This window comes from Mediterraneibacter hominis, from assembly GCF_014287475.1.
In the GTDB taxonomy this organism is placed as follows: Bacteria; Bacillota; Clostridia; order Lachnospirales; family Lachnospiraceae; genus Mediterraneibacter; species Mediterraneibacter hominis.
Map to the genome: position 1 here is coordinate 593214 of NZ_JACOPF010000001.1, position 23257 is coordinate 616470.

The 23257-nt window shown below is 41.4% G+C and carries 25 protein-coding genes; 1 reads left to right on the forward strand and 24 read right to left on the reverse strand.

The genetic code is table 11. The annotated features are described in order from the left end of the window. Positions 1–18: 18 nt before the first annotated feature. The 7 genes from H8S37_RS02785 to H8S37_RS02815 form a co-directional block, all read right to left on the reverse strand. Positions 19–1476: an FtsW/RodA/SpoVE family cell cycle protein gene (locus H8S37_RS02785; RefSeq protein WP_186874520.1), complete on the reverse strand. Its 1458-nt coding sequence runs from the start codon at positions 1474–1476 to the stop codon at positions 19–21. A 14-nt stretch (positions 1477–1490) separates the two neighbouring features. Then, positions 1491–3929, reverse strand: a complete 2439-nt coding sequence (locus tag H8S37_RS02790; protein ID WP_243207044.1) for a U32 family peptidase — start codon at positions 3927–3929, stop codon at positions 1491–1493. Between the two features lie 146 nt (positions 3930–4075). Beyond that, positions 4076–4486 carry a cell division protein ZapA gene (gene zapA / locus H8S37_RS02795; RefSeq protein WP_186874521.1) on the reverse strand — a complete coding sequence of 137 codons (411 nt, stop codon included), beginning with the start codon at positions 4484–4486 and terminating at the stop codon, positions 4076–4078. Positions 4487–4597: 111 nt separating this feature from the next. Continuing rightward, on the reverse strand, positions 4598–5590 hold the full coding sequence (gene ruvB, locus H8S37_RS02800) for a Holliday junction branch migration DNA helicase RuvB (protein ID WP_186874522.1): 993 nt from the start codon (positions 5588–5590) through the stop codon (positions 4598–4600). Positions 5591–5636: 46 nt separating this feature from the next. Beyond that, positions 5637–6236, reverse strand: a complete 600-nt coding sequence (gene ruvA, locus H8S37_RS02805) for a Holliday junction branch migration protein RuvA (protein WP_186874523.1) — start codon at positions 6234–6236, stop codon at positions 5637–5639. 60 nt (positions 6237–6296) lie between these two features. Beyond that, the gene (locus H8S37_RS02810; RefSeq protein ID WP_186874524.1) at positions 6297–6794 is read right to left on the reverse strand and encodes a Gx transporter family protein; all 498 of its coding nucleotides are present in this window, start codon (positions 6792–6794) and stop codon (positions 6297–6299) included. Positions 6795–6833: 39 nt separating this feature from the next. After that, positions 6834–7190: a NusG domain II-containing protein gene (locus H8S37_RS02815; RefSeq protein ID WP_186874525.1), complete on the reverse strand. Its 357-nt coding sequence runs from the start codon at positions 7188–7190 to the stop codon at positions 6834–6836. Between the two features lie 122 nt (positions 7191–7312). On the opposite strand from H8S37_RS02815, the gene H8S37_RS02820 reads away from it, so the two are divergent. Continuing rightward, complete coding sequence (locus H8S37_RS02820) at positions 7313–8287, forward strand: FAD:protein FMN transferase (RefSeq protein WP_186874526.1); 975 nt, start codon at positions 7313–7315, stop codon at positions 8285–8287. A 245-nt stretch (positions 8288–8532) separates the two neighbouring features. Here H8S37_RS02820 and H8S37_RS02825 read toward each other — a convergent pair whose 3' ends face one another. The 17 genes from H8S37_RS02825 to H8S37_RS02905 form a co-directional block, all read right to left on the reverse strand. Continuing rightward, positions 8533–9066, reverse strand: coding sequence for a methylated-DNA--[protein]-cysteine S-methyltransferase (locus H8S37_RS02825; RefSeq protein WP_186874527.1), 534 nt, complete (start codon positions 9064–9066; stop codon positions 8533–8535). Between the two features lie 4 nt (positions 9067–9070). Then, a complete protein-coding gene (locus tag H8S37_RS02830) occupies positions 9071–9292 on the reverse strand; it encodes a hypothetical protein (protein ID WP_186874528.1) in 222 nt (73 codons plus the stop codon). A 44-nt stretch (positions 9293–9336) separates the two neighbouring features. Then, positions 9337–10131 (reverse strand): RnfABCDGE type electron transport complex subunit B, encoded by a 795-nt coding sequence (locus H8S37_RS02835; protein WP_186874529.1) that lies wholly within the window; start codon positions 10129–10131, stop codon positions 9337–9339. Between the two features lie 13 nt (positions 10132–10144). Continuing rightward, complete coding sequence (locus tag H8S37_RS02840) at positions 10145–10735, reverse strand: electron transport complex protein RnfA (RefSeq protein ID WP_186874530.1); 591 nt, start codon at positions 10733–10735, stop codon at positions 10145–10147. A gap of 12 nt (positions 10736–10747) precedes the next feature. Further along, positions 10748–11467, reverse strand: a complete 720-nt coding sequence (gene rsxE, locus H8S37_RS02845) for an electron transport complex subunit RsxE (protein ID WP_186874531.1) — start codon at positions 11465–11467, stop codon at positions 10748–10750. Further along, positions 11460–12074 carry an RnfABCDGE type electron transport complex subunit G gene (locus tag H8S37_RS02850; RefSeq protein ID WP_186874532.1) on the reverse strand — a complete coding sequence of 205 codons (615 nt, stop codon included), beginning with the start codon at positions 12072–12074 and terminating at the stop codon, positions 11460–11462. Before H8S37_RS02850 ends, rsxE begins: the two co-directional genes overlap by 8 nt. Next, positions 12074–13006, reverse strand: coding sequence for an RnfABCDGE type electron transport complex subunit D (locus H8S37_RS02855; RefSeq protein WP_186874533.1), 933 nt, complete (start codon positions 13004–13006; stop codon positions 12074–12076). The genes H8S37_RS02850 and H8S37_RS02855 overlap by 1 nt, the downstream gene beginning before the upstream one ends. Before the next feature lie 14 nt (positions 13007–13020). Next, positions 13021–14340 carry an electron transport complex subunit RsxC gene (gene rsxC / locus H8S37_RS02860; RefSeq protein WP_186874534.1) on the reverse strand — a complete coding sequence of 440 codons (1320 nt, stop codon included), beginning with the start codon at positions 14338–14340 and terminating at the stop codon, positions 13021–13023. Positions 14341–14604: 264 nt separating this feature from the next. Further along, positions 14605–15240 carry a CatA-like O-acetyltransferase gene (locus tag H8S37_RS02865; RefSeq protein WP_186874535.1) on the reverse strand — a complete coding sequence of 212 codons (636 nt, stop codon included), beginning with the start codon at positions 15238–15240 and terminating at the stop codon, positions 14605–14607. A 174-nt stretch (positions 15241–15414) separates the two neighbouring features. Next, complete coding sequence (rpsA, locus tag H8S37_RS02870) at positions 15415–16512, reverse strand: 30S ribosomal protein S1 (protein ID WP_186874536.1); 1098 nt, start codon at positions 16510–16512, stop codon at positions 15415–15417. Next, positions 16493–17347 (reverse strand): 4-hydroxy-3-methylbut-2-enyl diphosphate reductase, encoded by an 855-nt coding sequence (ispH, locus tag H8S37_RS02875; protein ID WP_186874537.1) that lies wholly within the window; start codon positions 17345–17347, stop codon positions 16493–16495. Before ispH ends, rpsA begins: the two co-directional genes overlap by 20 nt. Before the next feature lie 11 nt (positions 17348–17358). Continuing rightward, positions 17359–18015 carry a (d)CMP kinase gene (gene cmk, locus H8S37_RS02880; protein WP_186874538.1) on the reverse strand — a complete coding sequence of 219 codons (657 nt, stop codon included), beginning with the start codon at positions 18013–18015 and terminating at the stop codon, positions 17359–17361. A gap of 107 nt (positions 18016–18122) precedes the next feature. Continuing rightward, complete coding sequence (locus H8S37_RS02885) at positions 18123–19022, reverse strand: sensor histidine kinase (protein WP_186874539.1); 900 nt, start codon at positions 19020–19022, stop codon at positions 18123–18125. Positions 19023–19038: 16 nt separating this feature from the next. Next, positions 19039–19878 (reverse strand): ABC transporter permease, encoded by an 840-nt coding sequence (locus H8S37_RS02890; protein ID WP_186874540.1) that lies wholly within the window; start codon positions 19876–19878, stop codon positions 19039–19041. Further along, complete coding sequence (locus H8S37_RS02895; RefSeq protein WP_186874541.1) at positions 19871–20788, reverse strand: ABC transporter ATP-binding protein; 918 nt, start codon at positions 20786–20788, stop codon at positions 19871–19873. Before H8S37_RS02895 ends, H8S37_RS02890 begins: the two co-directional genes overlap by 8 nt. An 86-nt stretch (positions 20789–20874) precedes the next feature. Next, positions 20875–21549 carry a response regulator transcription factor gene (locus H8S37_RS02900; RefSeq protein ID WP_186874542.1) on the reverse strand — a complete coding sequence of 225 codons (675 nt, stop codon included), beginning with the start codon at positions 21547–21549 and terminating at the stop codon, positions 20875–20877. A gap of 46 nt (positions 21550–21595) precedes the next feature. After that, the gene (locus tag H8S37_RS02905) at positions 21596–23137 is read right to left on the reverse strand and encodes an ABC-F family ATP-binding cassette domain-containing protein (protein ID WP_186874543.1); all 1542 of its coding nucleotides are present in this window, start codon (positions 23135–23137) and stop codon (positions 21596–21598) included. Between the last annotated feature and the right edge of the window lie 120 nt (positions 23138–23257).

Here is a 23257-nt window from a genome sequence, read left to right on the forward strand (position 1 = left end):
ACAAAAAGATACGTAACCCTAGCGAATTCTTTGTTTCGGGACTTCTTCGAAACGTGGTTTTTCTTTTGTTGTTTTCTTTTTGGTCGTCCTTCTCGATTCATTTCTTAATTCTCTCTCTTTTCTTAACTCTCTTTCACGTCTTTTCTCTATCTTTGCCTCTTCATCTTCTCTTAATATATAGAGTCCCTGTATAATACCAAACATAATCATCGTGCTCAGCATCGAACTGCCTCCATAGCTTACAAGTGGAAGCGTCACACCGGTAGAGGGGATAAATTTTGTCACCCCGCCGATTGTCAGAAATACTTGGAAAATATAACAGGTGCCCAGCCCTAATGCTACCAGCTTATAAAACTGATTGCGAATTTCCATCGCAATGTTCAGAAACATAACATAACAGCTTACACAGATTAGAATCAGACAGAGTGCAAAAATAAGCCCCATCTCCTCTGCAATTGCCGAGAAAATAAAATCCGTCTCTGCTACCGGAATACTGTCCGGCAGGCCTTGGAACAGTCCCATACCAAACCAGCTTCCAGTTCCAATGGCAAATAAGGACTGTGCCACCTGATATCCGCCTTCACTGTAGGAGGCAAAGGGATCCTTCCAGACAGATACTCTTACTTTAATATGTGCAAACAGGTGATACCCGATCACCGCAGCCGCGCTTCCTGCCGCAATTCCTGCCGCAGCATATAAAGGTTTTCTCGTCGCTACATAAAGCATAATCAAATACACAACGAATAAAATAAGCGCGGCCCCTAAATCTGTAGACAGTACGAGAATCAACACATGTGCCGCTGCCACAGCAGTAGTAATCACAACATTTTTAAAATTTGTAGACTTCTTTAGACTTGCCGCCACATAAAATACAAACAGAATTTTCACAAATTCTGACGGCTGGATTCCAAAGCCGAATACTGTAAATCCCAGCTTCGCACCTCCAGAGCTCACTGCAAAAACCGCCACGAGCAACAAGGCTGCCACTCCCACGCCTGCATAGATATAAGTCCAGTCGGCAAGGGACTTCAGCTTTTTTATCAATATTGGCACAATCAGCCCGAATGTCACGCCGAGCGCAATAAAAATCATCTGCTTTATGGCATTGTCAAAAGGCACCTCATTGTCATACGACAGCCGGGTAATCATAATCATTCCCGCATTCATCAGCATACACATATTATTGACAACCAGCCTAGATACATTCGGATATATAAGATTATATAATAAAATAACCGCCAGAAATACAATTGCCTGCACCGCATATATAAACAGGATCTTCATATCCTCTGTCTTCAAATACATTACAATATATGCCACCAGCTGCAATGTAAACATCAATACATTTTGTCTGATGAGCACACGCTTTTCATCATCTTCATAGTTCTGCGCAAAAATAGAAAAACATGAAAATGTATATGCCGCCATTAAAATAATAATGATATATTTCGATAATTCTACAATGATATTAACCACAATTTCACCTGCTCTTAAATAATTCCCCGCTTGAAATGCCCTCTGGTATACGCAGATTGGGACGTGTTAGCTGTTCCTTTTCCGGTGAGCTGCAAATCCACCTGCTTTAGTATTTCCAAAGTCTGTTCTTTTCTTTCCACTGTAAACTGAAGACGCACGCTTTTTGGCGCCAGCTTTTCTATCGTCTCTGTATAATCTGCCAGATAAAGTGCGGAAGTATTATACATCACATTATAACAGAGACTGCAATAATTTTTAACCGGAAATTGATTCTGATACCGGTCAGTCAGCATGCAGATTCCAGATTCACCCCTGCATTTTTGAACGGTTTTTGTAATACACTGTGCACTTATCATCACCGGAAGATGCCCATATATAATCAACTCTGCATTTTCAATTCCTAACTGCGCCAGTTCCTTTGCATTTAGCTCCAACGGAGCCGTAAATTCTCTCAGTCCCTGTGCCTGAAAAAAATGTTTGCCAGACTGATTGAATACATATAGATTATGGTCCAGAATTACCCGCTTGTCAAATCTCTGTTCCTTTAAAAATTGAATTTCTTCATAATTTCGTACAAGTACTCCGTCCATACCTGCGTCATAAAATTCGCTGTATGTCTCTCTTAAACGCACAGCCGCTTCCTCTCGGAATATATGCGGCAGCGCATAGAAAACTTCTATATCCTTGCACTGCAGATTTTCACAGACTGCCCGAATTTCCTTTGAAGGCATAAGCCCTCCGCTAATCCCAACGTCCAAATACACGCGAAACAGCCGGATTTTTTCCTGCCGCTGTGCCTCTCCTTTAAAAAATTCCTCCACCGCGAGAAGCTGTTCTTCTGACTCTGCCAGCACAGATAACATTGGATACGGATTTGGATTTCCCTCTGTTATCTGTGCCTCTTTTTTCCTTGCTGACAGAGGGGTATCCGCCATTGCTTCTTCGACTTTCATTTTCCTTCTATATATCTGACATACCTCTCTTTCCAGCTGTTCGAGCGCATCCCTTCTGATTTGTTTTATCTGCTGCATGGGAAGAAATGCTCCTTCCTCCATTTCAATTTCCAGCGTTTCAAATTCAAACGGGGTATTTCCTGTTTTTCTAAGCTGCGCTTCTATCTCCTCTCTTTCAAGAGGTCTTGTCTGTGCTTTTTGAACACATGCTTCTGTCTGCGCCTGGACACACACGTCTTTCATTGTCAAAATAAAAACAGCCGGTTTTCCTTTTAATAAACGAAAAAATCCAGATATTTTCTCCTGTTTTTTTGAAAACACATATTTCTTATCTAGTTCATCTAAAAGCGCCTGATTCCGAATTCTGTTTAATATTGTCCCCTTCTTGTAGTATGTATGTTTCGGAACTAAAAAAGACACCTTCTGTTTCTTATGAAATGCTTTTCCAAACGTATAGTTATCCCGTTCTTTTGTCAGCTCTAGTATATCTCCCCTATGGATATCCGTAAGTGCCTCAGCCGTCACCTCTCTGCCCTTTTGTACAAGTATTTTTACAGCAGGTACTCCGGCATGATTGGGTCTGTCCAAGGCCAACATCTCCCTGCCATTGTGTTTTTTATAATATCCTGTATGGAAGCCTCCGCGGTTATAAATATCCTTGAGCTGTTCTAAATCTGCCTGGTCTGCCTTATAACCCGCTTTCCCCTTTTCATAATACATATCCAGGTATTTCCGGTACATAGCAGTGACTGCCGCCACATATTCCGTTTTTTTCATTCTGCCTTCTATTTTAAATGAATTTATTCCTGCCTCTGCCATCTCTGGAAGCAGCTCCAATGTACAGATGTCTTTTAAGCTTAGAAGGTATCCTTTTTTCTCCTTTGCAGTATATGGAAGTCTGCATGGCTGGGCACACTGTCCTCTGTTTCCGCTTCTGCCTCCAATAAAGCTGCTTAACAGGCATTGACCGGAATAACAATAACACAAGGCTCCATGTACAAAGCATTCTACGTCCATCTTCGTTTCGCTTCGTATCCTGCGAATCTCTGCAAGTGACAGTTCTCTGGCAGGAACAACTCTTTTTACACCATATTCTTTTAAATATTGTGCTCCATATACATTCGTAATTGTCATCTGTGTGCTGGCGTGTATTTCTAAATCAGGGAAATAAGCTCTGACAAAGGACAAAACACCTGCATCCTGCACAATTACAGCATCTAATCCCTGACAATACAACGGCTTTAGATAGGCGTACAATTCCTTCATCTCACTGTCCTTTAAAAGTGTGTTCACAGTCAGATACAGCCTCTTTTTGTGCAGATGTGCATAATCCACTGCATCCAAAAGCTGCTGGGGCGTAAAATTATCTGCATAGGCGCGTGCTCCGAAGCGCATGCCTCCGGCATACACAGCGTCGGCGCCTGCATTTATGGCAGCGACAAAGCAATCATACGACCCTGCCGGCGCTAAAATTTCTATTTTTTCTTCCATTCTGGACATACTTTATTCTCCTGTGTTATTTTCTCTGTTAAAAGCGGACAGCTTACACGCCTGCTTCTGCATATAAGAGATGGGATGTCCGGCAAAAGCCAAACACCCCATATTTATCTTACAATGAAGCTTTTCCGACTTTCAATGGCAGATTCCTATCTTCTCCGGTTCTTCATCTCTGTCTCTAATTTTACAATCTGCATCTGGAGGTCGTTATTGTCCTCTTTTATCTTGGCAAGCTCTTTCTCCGCATTTTCCAGTTTAATCTGGGCGGAAATCAATTCATGCTTTAAATCATACATTTCTTTGTCTTTCAGTTCAATATCACTTTCCAGGGAATCTCCCTGTTTTTTCGCCTTAAAATAATCATCCGCGATATTCAGGGCAAGAAGTACATTCCGCGTATCAGCGCTCTGTTTGCGATACCCTTCGCTGTTTGCGCACTCTGTAATTTTATGGTTCAGATAGGAAGATACTTTCTGAAGATACTCCTCACCTTCAAACCCGCTTAAGGTATAAACTTTTCCTCCAATTAATACTTCTGTATAATGCTTTGCTGAACTCATAACTTCCTCCTCGCGTTTCTTAACTGTTATTATAAACTATTTACATATAAAAACCAACTATTTTTTGGTTTCTCAGCCAGGAAGTAACATTTTTTGCGTATTTTAAAATATCTAGGTGGAAAGCCCCAGATGCGTATATGCAAAGTCTGTCACAATCCTGCCGCGCGGGGTTCTTTGGATAAATCCGTTCTTTAACAAATACGGTTCATACACGTCTTCCAGTGTACCTGCATCTTCTGAAATCGCCGCCGCTAATGTATCAAGCCCTACAGGACCGCCCTGAAATTTCTCTATCATAGTCTTTAAAATATTTCTGTCAATCGTATCCAGTCCATATTTGTCGACATCTAAAAGGTCTAATGCAAGATTTGTCACTTCCTCTGTTATGACACCGTCATATTTCACTTGCGCAAAATCTCTTACTCTTTTTAACAGACGATTTGCCAGACGCGGCGTTCCTCTGGAACGCCTTGCTAATTCGACCGCCCCCTCTGGTTCAATTTCCACTCCCAGCAATGCGGCTGAACGTATAATAATTGTTGCAAGCTCTTTTTCCGTATAGAATTCCAGCCGGTGTATCACTCCAAATCGGTCTCTAAGCGGTGCCGTCAGCATACCTGCTCTGGTTGTTGCTCCAACAAGTGTAAATTTAGGAAGATCCAGGCGAATCGAACGTGCGGCAGCCCCTTTTCCAATCATAATGTCAATGGCGTAATCTTCCATTGCAGGGTACAGTACTTCCTCCACTTGCCGGTTTAATCTGTGGATCTCATCCACGAACAGTACATCCTTTTCCTGTAAATTATTTAGAATCGCCGCTATTTCTCCTGGTTTTTCTATAGCCGGACCACTCGTCACCTTTAGATTCACGCCCATCTCATTTGCGATAATTCCGGCCAGAGTTGTTTTTCCCAGCCCGGGCGGGCCGTAAAAAAGGACATGATCCAGTGCTTCTTTTCTTTCCTTTGCCGCCTTAATGTAAATAGCCAGTGTCTCTTTCGCCTTTTCTTGGCCAATATATTCCTCTAAACGCTGCGGACGCAGGCTGCTTTCAATTTTAATATCCTCTTCCAGATTTTCTGTTGTAATAATTCGTTTTCCCATTTTTCCCGCCTATTCTATACTATTTTCCGATTTGGAATCTCCTTCTTTAGAATAAATGTTTCAACGCTTCTTTTAGAGTCTCCTCGACAGTGGCAAGATTTCCAGCTTTTTTGACTGCCCGCAGGCTTTCAGAGCTTCCATATCCAAGCGCAACCAATGCTTGTACTGCTTCTGACTGAATTTCACCTGTAAGAGCGTCCGTCTCTGTAGACACCGCCTCTCCTCCTGGATTTAAAATTTCCTCTATATCCAGCTTGTCTTTCAGTTCAATAATCAACTTTTCCGCCGTCTTTTTTCCGATTCCCGGAGCTTTGGAAATGGCTTTGGCATCTCCGGAAAGCACTGCAAAACGCAGCTCATCACCAGACAGATTGGATAAAATATTCAATCCGCCCTTCGGGCCAATTCCACTGACACCAATGAGCAGTTTAAACAGCTCTAAGTCATCTCTCGTCAAAAATCCAAATAGCTGCATTGCATCCTCTCTGACATTCAGATACGTATATATTTTAACCTCACTGCCCAATGCCGGCAAAAGTCCCATCGATTGCTCCGGCATATAGATACCATATCCCACTCCGCCTACATCCACAATTGCTTTTTCACTCTCAAGCGATGCAAGTTCCCCTCTGATATATGAAATCATATGTATTTCCTTTCTTTAACTAGATTACAAAATCCACTCTATTTTCTCAATCCGGCTCCTTCATTGTCCTAGGTTCATTTTTGCAGTACGTTTCAGCACAGCGTCAGACACCACGCCGATCAGCGCGCCTGTCAGTGCGCCCGCCGCAAGAAGGGCAGGAAGATAATATCCGATTGCAACTGTCTCCACCACTGCCATCGCTATACTAAGTTGTCCTATATTGTGAAAGACCCCGCCCGCAATGCTTACACCGATGACGCTGAAAGTCCCTCTCTTTTTTAGAATATACATCACAAGCAGACTGCAAACACCTCCTGCTAAGCTGTATACGATGCTAAAAAGATTGCCGAACAAAAAGCCGGAAAGAAGAATCCGTACAATCGAAAGCAAAAATGCTTCTCTGACAGTTCCTTTATACAGCATAATCACGATGATAAGATTTGCAAGTCCTAATTTCACTCCGGGTATCCCAAATTGAATGGGAATCAAAGTTTCCACATAACTGAAAATCAGCGCCAACGCTGTAAATACACCAAAATATGCCGCCCTGTTTTTCAAAATATCTCCTTTCCCGCAGGTATTTCTTCACTGCTTGTATTAATTCGTCATCCCATCCACTGTATTTTCCTCTTCACCGTGTATAGTTACCACGATTTTATTCGGAAGACAAATAATACTCTCCCCATCTTTTGAGATTGCCTTATGATGGACGCATAATAAGTCAGGGCAGTCCGCCTCTTTCATCTTCACTTGTCCGTTTTCGATTACAAGTACGTTCATACCGCCTATATCTATCGTCTGATCTTTATCCAGTCTATAGGTTCCATAGAATTTTCTATCTACTGTGACTTCCACCTGCTTTTTTTCACTTTCCGGTTTTAAAAGCCAAATTCCCAAAAAACACGCAGCCGCCGCGAAAACAATCCCCAGTAAAATCCAGTCATTTTTTTTCATCTTTTAAACCTCTTTACGCATTATCATAGCATACCACTATTTAGAATGCAATCACATGTTCGATTGTACTTTTTTATAAAACCCACTATAATAAAAATGATTATATGAAAGGTGAGGTACTTATGAGACGTTTTCTTCCCTATATTCTTTCTTTCTCTGTTGTATTGTCTCTTTTGGGCTGTTCTTCTCCTCCCGCGAATGAAAAACAACAGATTACCGGGGTCTATTTTGACACGGTTGTCACACTCACTGTCTGGGGAGCAGATGATGAAATTCTGGAACACTGTGCACAGTTATGTGAACAATATGAAAATTTATTCAGCCGTACTGTTAAAACCAGTGATGTATCCCGTATCAATTCCTCCAAGGGAACACCCGTTACCGTTTCGGACGAAACAGCAGAGCTCATACAGGCAGGCCTTGACTACGCTGCTCTCTCCAATGGAAAATTCGATGTTACCATTGGTACAGTCAACCGTTTATGGAACTTTCAGGACAATGAAGAAAAACAACTTCCAGATCCAGAATCGATCGAAAAAGCCCTCTCTCATGTCAATTATCAAAATGTAAAAGTAATCGGAAATACTGTCACACTGACAGATCCAGAAACACAGATTGACTTAGGCGGTATCGCCAAAGGGTACATCGCAGATCGGTTAAAAGAATATCTTAAGAGTGCCGGAATTGACCATGCGCTCATTAACCTGGGCGGAAATATTCTCGCCCTCGGCGGTCATTATGATGGAACTCCTTTCGAAATTGGAATTCAAAAGCCGTTCGATGAAACCGGTACTGCTCTCACATACTTAGAGGTTACCGATCGTTCCGTTGTATCTTCCGGAAATTATGTAAGATATTTTGAAAAAGACAACAAAATCTACCATCATATTCTCGATCCAGATACAGGTTACCCATGCCAAAACAATCTCCTGCAAGTCACGATTCTATCTGATAACTCTATAGACGGAGATGCCTTAAGCACTGCCTGCTACAATCTCGGACTAGAAAAAGGAATGGAACTCATTCAAAGCCTGGACAATGTAGAAGCCATATTCGTAACAGATGACTATCAACTACACTACAGTAATGATATATAAATTTAACGAAGCAACAAGCAGTGCGAAAAGAACAGGCAAACTCTGTGTCATGCTTGCATGTAAACAGAAGTTTGTCTGCTTCTTTTCATTCGGCGACTGCCGACAGCGAAATGGAGCGTATGCCAAATTGAGCTGGCGCTGCGGAAATAGGCAAAAGAGACGTGTGAAAGAGATGCTTTACATCGTTCGTCAGGGCTTCGCCTGTTCGGTAAAGGATTTTTGTATTATTTTTGCATTTACTGAAATCATAAGGCTGTCCCTTTCTTCGGTATGAAAAATGAGGACATATCGGTTTTTTCTAATGTGAGAAGCTGTACTTTTTTCTCAATGCCCCCTGCATATCCTGTCAGACTTCCGTTTGTACCGACAACACGATGGCAGGGAATTATGAGGGAAATGGAATTATGTCCCACCGCACCGCCAACAGCCTGCGCAGACATTTTAGAAAGTCCTTTTTGCTTTGCAATTCTTTCTGCAATTTCACCATAAGTCATCGTTTTTCCAAATGGAATGGTCAGCATGATTTCCCATACCGCTTTCCGAAATGGTGTTGTCCGCATACACAGTGGCGGTGTGAAATCGGGTGCTTTACCGCCAAAATAAATATTCAGCCAATGGACAGACTGCTCAAATATAGGCAAAAACTTCTCGTCATATTCTTTCGGGAGTGTATCGCCAAAATATTTTTGCCCATCAAACCAAAGTCCTGTAAGTTCTGTTCCATTGCTAGAAAGTGTGATACCGCCCAAAGGCGAGTCATAGTGATATGTATAAATCATAAGTTTACACCTCCAAATATTCATAGGAATCCGCAGGTCTGTACGCCATAATGTAAAAATAGAGCAGGCAGAGAATATTCCCTACCTGCACTGCCTTCTCTTTTTGCGTACTATTCTTTACCAGCTTCCGCAGTGCCAGCTCAATTCCGCTACGCTCCATTTCGCTATCGGCAGTCGCCGAATGAAAAGAAACAGGAAGTACCCTGCTTACATGCAAGCATGACACAGGGACTTCCTATTCTTTTCGCACTGCTTGTTGCTTCGTTAAATTTATATTTTAATTATTTTTCTAGGGCACTTTTCTGCGCAGATACCACAGTTTGTACATTTTTCCACATCTATATGTGCAAGGAAATTTTGGACTGTGATTGCTCCTGCCTCGCAGTTTTTCTCACACAGGCGGCATCCGATACAGCCTACCTCGCATACACTCATCAGCGCTTTGCCTTTTTCATTGGAATTACACTGTACAAATGTCTGCTGCTTATATGGAATCAGCTCAATCAGATGCTTCGGACAGGCGGCAATACACTTTCCGCACGCTTTACATGCTTCTTTGTCTACTACTGCGATTCCGTCTTTTATGTGAATCGCATCAAACGGACATGCTTTTACACAGCTTCCATACCCCAGGCAGCCAAAGGCGCACCCTTTTGCTCCCCCATCCTGCATCTGACTCGCCATCACGCAGTCTTTTATTCCAAAATACTCATATTCTGTCTTTGCTTTCTCACATGTGCCTCCACATTTTACAAAAGCAACTTTTCGCTGCTGTTCTCCGGCCGCCTCGCCCATGATTTCCCCTATCTTTGCGGCTACAGGTGAACCACCTACCGGACATCCTCCGATTTCGGCTTCTCCTTTGACAATTGCAGCGGCAAGTCCAGAACATCCTGCATAACCGCAGCCACCGCAGTTATTTCCAGGCAGCACTTCAAGAATTGCCTCTTCTCTTTCGTCTGCCTCAACAGCGAATTTTTTTCCAGAGATGCCAAGAAAGACTCCGATGAATAACCCTGTACCGCCGACAACAACAGCGGCTAATATAATTGCTCCTATGCTCATACGTTCGTCCCTCCTATATCAATCCTGAAAATCCGAAAAATGCGATTGCCATCAATCCGGCTGTCACAAGTACAATCGGAGTTCCCTGGAAAGATTCCGAAATATCATTGTATTCGATTTTTTCCCGAATTCCTGCCATTAAAACAATCGCTATCAGGAACCCTACCGCTGTGGCAAAGCCATTTATTACCCCTGTAAAAATATTATATCCATCCTGTACATTCGTCAATGCAACCCCGAGAACTGCACAGTTTGTAGTAATCAAAGGAAGATATACGCCGAGAGCATTATAAAGCGGCGGCATTGCCTTTTTTAAAAACATTTCAACGAATTGCACAAGTGCGGCGATAACCAGAATAAATACAATTGTATTGAGATACTCCAGTTTTCCATCCATAATATTTTTATTTCCAAGTATAAATTTATAAATCAGTCCAGTCACAAAAGAAGCAATTGTTATAACAAATACAACAGCTCCGCCCATTCCGGCGGCAGTCTTTACATTTTTGGAGACTCCCAGGAAAGGACAGATGCCAAGAAACTGACTAAGCACCACATTATTTACAAGTGCAGACCCTACTGCAATCAATAATAACTCTTTCACTGCCATCTCCTCCTATTCTTTTTCTTCCTTATCAGTACCTGTCGGAAAAATATGTCCGCCGCATACGGATTGGTTTGCACAGGAGCTGCAGCCCTCCGTACAGCCGGAACTTAACGCAGCCTCTTTTTGCCCTTTTTTTGCCGCTTTGTTTTTCAATTTATTTTGCAGGGCAACAAGTCCTGCCAAAACAAAGAACGCGCCGGGAGCAAGAATAAAAATAGTAAGAGGCTCGTAAGAATCTGGCAGCACCTGCATATTAAAGATTTTTCCAGAACCAAGCAGCTCTCTGACGATTCCAATACAGGTAAGCCCGATGGTAAAGCCAAGTCCCATGCCAATTCCATCAAAGATAGAAGGAAGAACTGGATTTTTGGAAGCATAGCTCTCTGCTCTTCCTAATATAATACAGTTTACAACGATAAGAGGAATATAAAGCCCAAGAGAATCATACAGACTTGGTATAAACCCTTCTAAGAGGAAATCCACAATCGTCACAAAAGAGGCGACAACTACAATGAATGCAGGCATTCTTACCGAATCTGGGATAATCTTGCGCAGCATAGATATCAGCATATTTGACATAACAAGCACTGCCGTCGTAGAAAGTCCCATTCCTACTCCATTTGTTGCTGATGTCGTAACTGCCAGAGTCGGACACATCCCAAGCATAAGGACGAAGGTTGGATTTTCTTTTACAACGCCGTTATAGATTCGTTCCATACACTTATTCATTCGCACCGCCTCCTAACTCATTCTGAAAATATACAAGTGCAGAATCCACCGCATTCGTGACGGCATTTGTCGTAATTGTCGCACCGCTGATGGCGTCAATTTTATCATCGCCCTCTTCTCCGGTTTTTGTATAGGAGAATTTTTCCACCTGCTTATCCTTAAATTGATTTTTAAAATCTGATTCGTCTGCTTTCATTCCAAGACCAGCTGTCTCACCGATCGAAAGCATCTCCACTCCTTTTACGGTACCGTCATTTAAAATTCCTACAGACATTTCAATGTCCCCTGCATATCCTTCATGGGAAGTGACATTGACAACATAGCCAATCGTCTCACCGTCTGCGCCTTTTCCCTCTGCAACTTCTATAATGTCATCCTGGGTATATCCGTTTTCCTTTAAAAGAGCAGCCGCAGCATCTGCGTCAAATTCCTTGTATGTCTCAAAGGAATCCGCATCGGAAAGCACCGCCTGAAATGCCTCTTGTTTCGCTTTTTCCTGCGCGGCCTGAATCGGTTTTTCCGTAATACCATATACAAGCCCGAGAGACAGTCCGGCAACCACCGTAATTGCGGTTAATATCAATGTATTCTTAACTATTTTATTCATTATTTTTCTCCTCCTTTACCAAATGGTTTGGGAAGCGTAACCTTTTCAATCAGCGGTACTAAAAGGTTGCTGATAATGATCGCATAGGAAACCCCTTCTGCTGAACCTCCAAACAATCGGAACAGACCTGTCAGAATTCCCAGACAGACCCCATACAATATTTTACCGCCGCTTGTAATCGGAGACGTCACATAGTCTGTAGCCATAAACCATGCGCCAAGCATAAGGCCGCCGCCGCACAGATGCGCTGTAATATACTGCGCATCCAAACCATGCCCTCCAAAAATAGTGATAAAAATTACAAAGGTTACAATATATGTACCTGGAATCCGAAGATCAATGATCCCCATCAGGAGCAAAAACATAGCTCCTATCATGATCGCAATAACGGAGGTTTCACCAATCGTACCGCGGATATTTCCAATCAGCATGTCCATTGTATTGACAGCCTCCCCAGCTTTCAGATTTGCAAGAGGGGTCGCCCCTGTCACCCCGTCATATACGAAATATGTCATTCGCCCGGTAAAGCAAATCATAAGGAAGCACCTTGCTCCCAATGCCGGATTCATAAAGTTCTGTCCCAGTCCTCCAAAAAGCTGTTTTACAACAATGATTGCAAACACTGCGCCTAGTACTCCCATCCACCAAGGAAGGGTGGGCGGAAGATTTAACGCAAGCAAAAGCCCTGTTACAACCGCACTGAAATCTTTTATTGTAATCGGCTTATGCATTAGTTTCTCATAGATATATTCAGACAATACGGCTGCCGCTGTTGTGACAGCCACTAAGACCCATGCGTTCTCATGCCTAAAATTATAAATTCCGAATATAGTTGCCGGAAGTAATGCAATCACAACCATGAGCATAATATTACTGCTTGTCACTTTATCCCGAATGTGCGGTGAGGATGATACATTCATTTTTTCGTTCACTTTTTTCACCTCTCTTATTTTTTCCTCTTATTTGCCAATGCAATTTTTCTCATGGAGCCAATCGCCTGTTTTAACTGTCTTTTTGCCGGACAGACATAACTACAGGAGCCGCACTCTACACATTCTAACCCATGCAGCTTTGTAAATGACTCCTCGTCCATCCGTTCTGCATAATCCGCCAGACGTGAAGGGATAATGCGGCTCGGGCAAACCTCCACACAGCGTCCGCAGTTAATACATGCTGTGGCAGGCGCCTTCGATACAATATCCTCTTTGAATGCTAAAATAGAAGAAGAGGTTTTCGTCACAGGAGCATCCAGTGAAACCATCGCAAATCCCATCATCGGCCCGCCGGAAATTAATTTCTGCGGTGCTTCTTTAAATCCTCCTGCCGCTTCTATCAGCTCTCTGTGGTTCGTTCCGAGCAATACTTTAAAGTTTCCCGGATGTTCCACAGCATCGCCACTCACTGTCACAATTCTCTCCATCAACGGTTTTCCTTCAATCACCGCCCTGTGTATCGCAATCATTGTTTCGACATTGTCCACAATACAGCCCGCGTCCGCCGGAAGCATAGTGGAATTGATTGCACGTCTTGTCACAGCATAAATTAATTGACGCTCTGCTCCCTGCGGATATTTTGTCATCAATGCTTTTACTTCTATCCTCGGTTCATCCGCAGTCGCTTTACTTAACTTTTCAATGCAGTCCTTCTTATTATCTTCAACAGCAAAAACTCCCTTTGCTTTAGGAAACAAAGAAAGGATCACCTTCATACCACTTACCAGTTCTTCTGTATTTTCCAGCATACGGCGGTAATCTGCGGTTATGTAAGGCTCACATTCTGCACAGTTGGCAATGATATACTCAATTTTCTCCGGTTCCTTCGGGGAGAGCTTTACCTTTGTCGGGAATCCGGCGCCGCCCATTCCTACAACCCCCGCATTGCCAATCTTTGTTAAAATTTCATCGTTTGATAACTCGGAAAGAGGCTTTACTGGCTCATATTCTACCTCCTTATATTCTTCGTCATTTTCTATCACGATACACTCTACTTTGCTTCCGGCCGGATTAAAGTGCTGTTCTAATCCCTTGACAATTCCAGATACCGAAGCATACACAGGAGCAGAAACAAACCCGCCTGCCTCCGCTATCACCTGCCCCTTTAACACATGCTCTCCCTTTTTTACAACGGGAGTTGCCGGAGCGCCTATATGTTGTGAAAGTGGATAGACCAACTGTCCCTTTGGAAGAATCTGCGTAATTGGCTGGTCTTTTGCAAGGCTTTTCCCATCATTTGGATGAATCCCGCCTTTAAATGTTAAAAGTCCCATTCTTTTTCCCTTCCTTTCCCTTCTTGTCTCACAATACATTTATTTTACTAAATTCTACATACAAAATCTAGTATTTGAAAAATAATAATTGCACATTTATCCATACATCTTGTCGATTTTTTAACATGTAAAAGCCCCATTTTATCTCTCCTTCATTCCAAATTACCCATATAAAAATATGTCCTGTCACAAGAGAAATTCTCCTGGCAGGACATATTTTTACATTCCTTATTCTATTATCCTTCTATCTTGCCGATATATGGACTATCGCGCAATGGCCGCAATTTCTTCGTTTAAAAAATCATAAAATTTAGAAATGTGTAAGCCGTCCACTAATGCATGATGGCATAGCACAGATACTGGAAGAAATATTTTTTCATTCTGTATAAAATATTTTCCCCATGTAATTCGCGGATTGCTGTCTGCTGGAATGGGCGTAGGGTTAATAAGCGCAGTATAAGAAACCCACGGGATTGTAGATATAAAAATTTTACCTAATATATCGTCTGCTTCCTCATTGATTGAGTTCTTTTGTTTTGCCGTTTCCTGTTCGTTTACAGCGTAATGAATATAATCCTCAAAGGAGCGATTACTGTCAAGGTCGCAGTAACAGTATGTGCCGTCACTTAGTGCTACTGTATGAGAGGTTAAGCAATAATCATATTCTACAATCTGATTATTAAGAATCCTTTGCCTAAATTCCGGCACCTGATTTACAGATCTGGAAACACAATAGCAAATTGACAAAAAGAACGGAAGTTTTTTCGCCTTAATCGTTTTCATCAGATCTGTAATATCTACATTTACTGTCAGTCCAACATATGGGTAGGCCAAACTATTAAAGTATTCAAAGTGATTTTTTCTTTTGTAAGTTTCCATATTTAAATATTTATAATCCATTTTTTATCCCCTCCTTTCTTTCAGATATACAGACCGGACGTCACACCCTGTCACATGATACCAGCGCAGAGAAAACAAGCCGCCGCCTTTTGAGTTAACCACCTGAACGTGCGCTCATGGCGCGTAAAAAATAAAAGGCGGTCACAATCACCGCCTTTTTATTTTACAATTTATTCATTCTTCTACACTTTCTTCTGTCTCAGCCGGCGCTGCCTCTGCTTCTGGTTCTAAAGCCTTCATGCTTAGGCTGATTTTCTTTTCTGCTTCATTGAGATCCACAATTTTTGCTGTAATCTCCTGTCCGATAGTAAGAACATCCGAAGGTTTCTCCACATGTGCCCTGGAAATCTGTGAAACATGAAGTAATGCATCTACTCCCGGCGCTAGTTCTACAAATGCCCCGAAATCCGTCATACGTGCAACTTTACCCTGAATCACAGAGCCCACTGCAAAATCTTCTGAAGCATGTGCCCAAGGATTCGTCTCTGGGAATTTTAAGCTAAGCGCAATTTTTGTATCATGGATATCCTTAACAAGTACCTTCAGCGTATCTCCTACCTGAAATACCTTTTTAGGATTTTCTACTCTGCCCCAGGACATCTCTGAAATATGTAACAGTCCGTCCACACCGCCTAAATCAATAAATGCGCCGAAATCTGTTACATTCTTCACAGTACCTTCCACCGTATCTCCAATTTGCAGTTTTTCAAACAGCTCTCTCTGTCTCTCTGCACGCTCTGCAACAAGCAGCTGCCTTCTGTCTCCAATCACACGATTTCTGCGCGGATTGAATTCACTGATCACAAACTCAATCTCCTGTCCTTCATACTTGCTCAAATCCTTCTCATAAGAATCTGATACGAGGCTTGCAGGGATAAATACACGCGCTTCTTCTACAGTCGCGCATAAACCTCCGCCAAGAATTTGTGTAACCGTTGCTTTTAATACCTCTTTGTTTTCGTATGCTTCTCTTAATCTTTCATTGCCTTTTTCAGCAGCAAGACGCTTATAAGTAAGCAATACCTGTCCTTCACCGTCATTTACCTTCAAAACTTTAACGCTCATCGTATCCCCGACTGAAACAACTGTCGTAAGGTCGATAGACGGGTCATTGGAGTATTCATTCTTTGTAATGATACCATCTGCCTTATAACCGATATTCAGGATAATCTCCTCCGGCTTCACATCGATTACAGTACCTTCGACTACCTCTCCATTATGAATTGTTTTGAATGACTCATCTAACATTTGTTCAAAAGATAATTCTGACATTATTTTGAACCTCCTCAATTATATTGTTGGGCGTGGATGCCCCCGCTGTAATACCTACTGTTTCCACTGACCCTAATTGATTCAAATCCAAATCGTCAAGCGTCTGTATATAGTACGTATCTTTACATGCTCTGTTACATATTTCAAATAACTTCTGGGTATTGGAACTATGTTTATCGCCAATTACTATCATAGCATCCACCGCTTCTGCAATACTTCGTGCCTCAGTCTGGCGTTCTTTTGTAGCATTACAGATTGTATTTAAAACACTTACATCATAACTCTTTTCAGAAATAATTTCAACTAAATCTTTAAATTTATTGTAATTAAATGTCGTCTGTGCTACAATACAGATTTTTTTCCCTTTTTCGACAGAAAGTTTTTCAATATCTGCTGCATTTTGTATTACAGCAGACTCTTTTCCCGCCCATCCCTTAATTCCTTTTACCTCTGGATGTTCTGGATTTCCGATAATAATGATGTACTTTCCCTGTGCACTCTCCCGTTCAACAATCCTATGTATCTTCTTCACAAATGGACAGGTCGCGTCTACCACCGTAATATTTCGTTTACTGAGTTTTTCGTGAATTCGTTTTTCGATTCCATGGGAACGTATGATAACAATCCCTTCTGTAAGAGCGTCCAATTCTTCTTCTGATTGTAAAACGACAACTCCCTTTTTCTCCATATCTTTTACAACTTCCGCATTATGAATAATCGGCCCATATGTATAAATTTTCTTTTGTTCCTTCTTCCCAAGCTGTTCATATACCGTATCAACCGCGCGCCTGACGCCAAAACAAAACCCCGCTGTCTTTGCCCTTATTACTTCCATTTCTTTTCCTTTCATTTGCATAAGCTGCAAATTTTCTCAACAACTTCCTCGATTGTCATATCAGAACTATCAATCAAAACTGCATCTTCTGCCTGTCTAAGCGGCGCGATTTTTCGATTCATGTCCTGCTCATCTCTCTTGGCTATGTCCTGTTTGATTTTCTCAAGTTCACAGGAAATCTGCTTTTCTTTTAACTCCTTATATCGTCTCTTGGCTCTTGTATCCACGCTGGCTGTCAGATAAATCTTTACGTCCGCATTCGGCAGAATGGCTGTTCCTATGTCCCGTCCGTCCATAACAACATCCTCTTTCTCGGCCAAATTTTTTTGGAGAAAAAGCAGCGCCTTCCTCACCTCTGGAATTGCCGACGTGGCAGATGCCATATTGCCTACCTCCTCACTTCTCAATCTGTCTGTTATATTTTTCCCGTTTAAAATAACCTGCTGTATTCCATTTTTATAGGACAGCTTCACCTCTGCGTCTTTACATGCCTCTGTAATTTTAGCTGTTTCAGAAGCCTTTATTCCTTTCTCCAGGAAATATACGGCAAGCGCGCGGTACATTGCTCCTGTATCTACATAGATATACCCTTTCTTCTTAGCTACTAACTTTGCTATCGTACTTTTTCCTGCCCCTGCAGGACCGTCAATTGCCACATTATACCCCATTTGTGTACACTCCTTATATTTGTTTTCTTGGTTTTCTTCTATCTTTGTTCGGCAAAAATAGTATAGCGTATATTTCCCCTGCGAACAAGTAGACAAAACCACATTCCTCAGACTGCTTTTTTTAGCCTTATTACTATAAAGAACTGATTTTTGCTAAGCTTTGCAGAAATTTCTCCTCCCATTTTTTTAACAAATTCTCTGGCGATCGCAAGTCCCAGACCGGAAGAGTTCTTACTTCTTGCTGCATCTGCCTTATAAAACCGTTCAAATACTTTTTCTACGTCAATCCGTTCTGGATCTTTTACTTCATTTACAAATGTCAGAACTGCTTCTTTTCCCTCCTCTGACAGAGAAACACCGATTTTCTTTTCGCCATGCTCTAATCCATTTTTAATAATATTTTGCACCACCCTGCAAATCGCCTGCCTGTTTCCCTCGATCCATATTATTTTATCTGTAATCGCAAGCTCTGGTTCTATCCCATATTCTATCCAATTGTCATAGTAGGAAAACAAAGTCTCTTTTAAAACCTGCGTCAAGTTCAGACGTTCTGCCGCCAACTCATATGATTCATTCTGCAGCTTCGTATAAGTAAATAATTCCTCCAGCATTTCTTTTAAACTGTCAATTCTCTCCTGTATCACTTTCAAGTAGCGGATTCTTTCCTCCTCACTTTTGCTTTCTTCCAGTAATTGAAAATACCCATCCAAAGAGGTAAGAGGCGTTCGGATGTCATGGGACAGATTCGTATAAGTATCTGCAATCATCTGCTCCTTTTTTACATACTGTCTTTTCTCTTCTTTTCTTTCTAAAAGAAGATAATTCAACAGACTGGAAAGCTCTTTGATTCCTCCCCAATTTATTTCTTTTGTAATCAACATATTACTTTCGTTTTCCTTTAAAAAATACAACTGGCGGCAGATGTCCTTCACCTGCCGCTGATATTTCAAAAATACCACTGTCAAAATTAAAACCACTCCACACAAGCCTGCTATTATAATATACATTTGCCGCCTCTCTTAGCTATATATCTCTCTGTTTAAATACTGTGCTGCTTATCAGCAGAGCCGCAGCTGCGAATACAATCGTTACTGATATTGCTGCATACACTGCCTTTTGCGAAACCTCCATACCTAACATAGAAATTCTCCCTGTCAATGTATATTTTATCATCTGAAAGTTTTCAAAGCCAGCCTTCTCTGCCATCTTGTCAATAAATCCATATATAATTGTCATAATATTCATACATATGCAGATACCAAGCGCAACGCTAAATACATTACTTTCTATCAGAATTGCCATACACATCACAACCAGAAGAAAGGCAAAATGAAGCCCTGTCTGTACTCCGGCATAAGCAGCAAACGCTTTTGCATCTCCCCATATAACAGTACCTGCAAATAACTGATTGCAGACTGCCTGTATAAGTACCGCCGCAGCCACTGTACAGATCGTATAAATGCATAAGGCGGCCGCTTTTGCATAAATCAGTGTTCTTCTATCTTTTACCTGTCCGGCTATATTTTTAACGTAACCGCTTGAGATGTCCCCAGTACTGTACAGTACTGTAAAAATCACCATAAACAGCGCAATAAATTTTCCTTTCATATTAGCATAGAACATATCGTACACAGACACCTGCGCATCCGGCTTCGTGGGCGCTGTTACTTCCAGCCCAAATATAACCTCACTTTTTTGTTCTTCTTCATACATCTGCTGTTTTTCTTCCTGTGTCATCATATTTAGTTCTTCTACAGACATATAGGTGCTAAATCCGATTGCGACTGCCATAACAATCCAGACGATATAAAGACTTTTTGACTTGAACATTCTGAAAAGTTCCATTCGAATCATATTAAGCATTGTCCGCACCTCCCGTCAGATTTAAGAAATAGCTTTCCAGTTCCTCACTTGTAATTCCAATGCCTTTCACTGAAATCCCTGCTTTTGCAAGCTCCATATTGACTGCGGCGCTCTCTAAAAGCCGTTCATATATATAGATTCTTTCTTTATCCACAACCTGGTAATTTGTAAATCCCATCTTGTCAATCACTGGGATGGCTTTTTGGGGATCATCTAGTATTATTTCTATTCTTTCACTGCATCGCTTCCATAATTCTTCTCTTGTCAGTTCCTGCAAAAGACTTCCGTTATGGATAATTCCATAATGGGTTGCAATCTTTGACAATTCTTCCAGAATATGACTGGAAATGAGAATCGTCATATTCCGTTCCTCCTGTAGTTGTATAATCGTATCCCTCACTTCCGCAATCCCCTGCGGGTCTAGTCCGTTGATTGGCTCATCCAGAACAAGCAGATCCGGTTCTCCTACGAGCGCCAGCCCAATTCCTAGTCTTTGTTTCATCCCGAGGGAAAAATGTTTCACCTTCTTCTTTCCTGTATCAGATAATCCCACTGTTCTTAAAATCTCTGGGATATACGTTTTACCGCTGATACCGAACAGCTTACATTTTACTAAAAGGTTATCATAAGCAGACATATTTCCATACAGTCCCGGTGATTCGATCAGACAGCTGACACGGGAACGGACATTTTTTAAATCTTTTCCTTTATAGCCGAACATTTCGATTTCACCGCCAGTCGGCTGCGCCAGTCCGCTTATCATTTTCAAAAAAGTTGTTTTTCCTGCACCATTTCTGCCGATAAAGCCATAGATCGCTCCTCTTTTTATATGAATACTGACCTGATCCACTGCCTTTTTGTGCCCGAACTGCTTCGTCAGATTATACGTACTCAACAGATATTCGTTCATTCTATTTCCTCCTTTTTCGTATCTGCTATCATCTTATCTCTCAACTCCTAATGAATCGCAAATAAATCGTAAAAAAAGAGTAAAGATTACGGGTGGAGGCGGAAACCAATCCCCCATACTGTCTCTATATATTCTTTGTCAGAAACCTCTTTTATCTTTTTTCGCATATTGCTGATGTGTACATCCAACGTTTTCGTCTCTCCCATATATACTTCCTCCCACGCATATTCAAAAATTTCTTCCTTACTAAATACTTTTTTGGGATGTTTTAAAAGCAGTTCCAATATGGAAAATTCTTGTTTTGTAATTTTAGGTAATTCTCTTTCATCTATAAATACCTGGTGTGTATCTTTATCTAATACCATTCCTTGATAGGATATTTTCGTTTTCTGAATTTCCTTTGTACTTTTTCGCAGCTGCACTTCTATTCGAGCAAGCACCTCTTTAATATCAAATGGTTTCGTCACATAGTCATCTGCGCCTTTTTTCAAAAATTCCACTTTTACGTCAATCGTATCTTTTGCCGTCAGTACGATAACCGGAGTCTGTCCCTGCCTGCGGATTTCCTGCAGCACATCCTCCCCCGATATTCCCGGCAGCATCAGATCCAGGAGTACTAAAGCATATCGGTTCATTGTTAAAAGAAGCCTTGCCTCTGTCCCTGAAAATGCCTGTGTACAGCCATATCCTTCTTTTTGAAGCGCTTCTTTTAGCAGCGCGTTTATGTGTATATCATCTTCTACTATCAATATCTCGTTCATCTTCATCCCTCTGCCTTTAATTTTTTGTCATAGTACCTGCTTTATTTTACTGCCAACTCCCTGCCTTTTCAATATGTATTACTTTCTTTATCCAGTCTTGATAAAAGCTTTCTTCATGGGAGACAAGAAGAACAGCTCCTTCAAATTCTTTCAAAGCTTTCTTTAATGCTTCTTTAGATGGAATATCCAGATGGTTTGTAGGTTCATCCAAAATCAGAAAATTATATGGTGTGTGCATAAGCAGACATAATTGTACTTTTGCCTGTTCTCCTCCACTTAACGTTTTTATCTCCTGTGTGGCCTGCCTCTGCGAAATTCCGCATTTCGCAAGTAATTCTCTCACTTCTTTTGTTTTAAGGGAAGGATAAGAATCGGAAAGTATCTGCACCGGTGTCTTTCTTAAATCCAGCCAGTTAAAATCTTGCTCATAATATCCGATTTTCGCTTGACTTGAAAAACAAAATTCTCCTTTTATAGGTGGAATTTTCCCCATTAATGTTTTTAGAAATGTTGATTTTCCAATTCCGTTAAAGCCTGTTACTGCAATCTTGTCCCCTCCTTTCACAGAAAAATTAAGCTCTGCTAAGATCGGAATATGGTATCCCACAGAAAGCCCATTTATTTTTAAATATTCTGTCTTTTTCACAGGAGCCTTTTGGAAACTAAAAAATAGTTTTCTTTCTTCTTGCGCTGGCGGAGCTATTTTTTCCATTCGTTCTAATTGCTTTCTCCTGCCTCGCGCCATTTTAGATTTTCTTCCAGCGATATTTTTCCGAATAAACTCTTCTGTCTTTTTTACCTGTCTTTCCTGCGCGTTGTACTTCCGGCTATATTCTTTATATATCCGTTCTTTTTTTACTAAGAACTCTGGATAAGATACATTATATTTTACTGTCTTTTTCTGGTCGATGTCACAGACCCCTGTACATATCTGTTCTAAAAATGACTTATCATGGGAAACTGCCAAGAAAGCGTTCGGTAGTTTTGAAAGATACTCTGAAAGCCAGTGTATATGCTCTTTGTCTAAAAAGTTTGTCGGTTCGTCCAAAAGCAGTATATCTGGCTTTGCCAGTAAGAGCTTTGCCAGGATAACCTTTGCACGCTGCCCTGCACTCATCTGTCCTACAGGATGGTTTCTTGCTAATACTGTCAACCCCAGCCCTTCCATTATCTGATCGATTTTTGTATCAATCAGATAAAATTCCTGGCACTCTAACTCCTCTTGATATTGTGCCGCCCTTTTCAACACATTGCCGCACTTCTCTGCCTCTTCATAGAGGCTGTTCATCTTTTTTTCCATCTCATATAGCTTGACAAACGCTGTTTTCAGAAATGTATCTATTGTAAGCGTTTTATCTATCTGTGCATATTGATCCAGATATCCCCGCTTTACGTCCGGCTGCCATATTATTCTGCCTTCATCTGGGATAAGCTGCCCTGTACAGATTTTAATGAATGTGCTTTTTCCCGTTCCATTTTTTCCAACTATTCCTATATGCTCTCCTTTATTTAAATTAAAGCAGGCATCTTTAAACAAAATATTATCTCCAAAAGAATGACTTAACTTTATAATTTCCAGTAAACTCATTATTTTCCTCTCTTTTCTGTCTCTTTTTATTTTTAAGGTAACCCGCGCGATTCCACTCTACGCCCTCGCCCCTGAAATCTTACTCTCTGCAGCCCTTCCTAATAGAAAAAAAGAACAGAA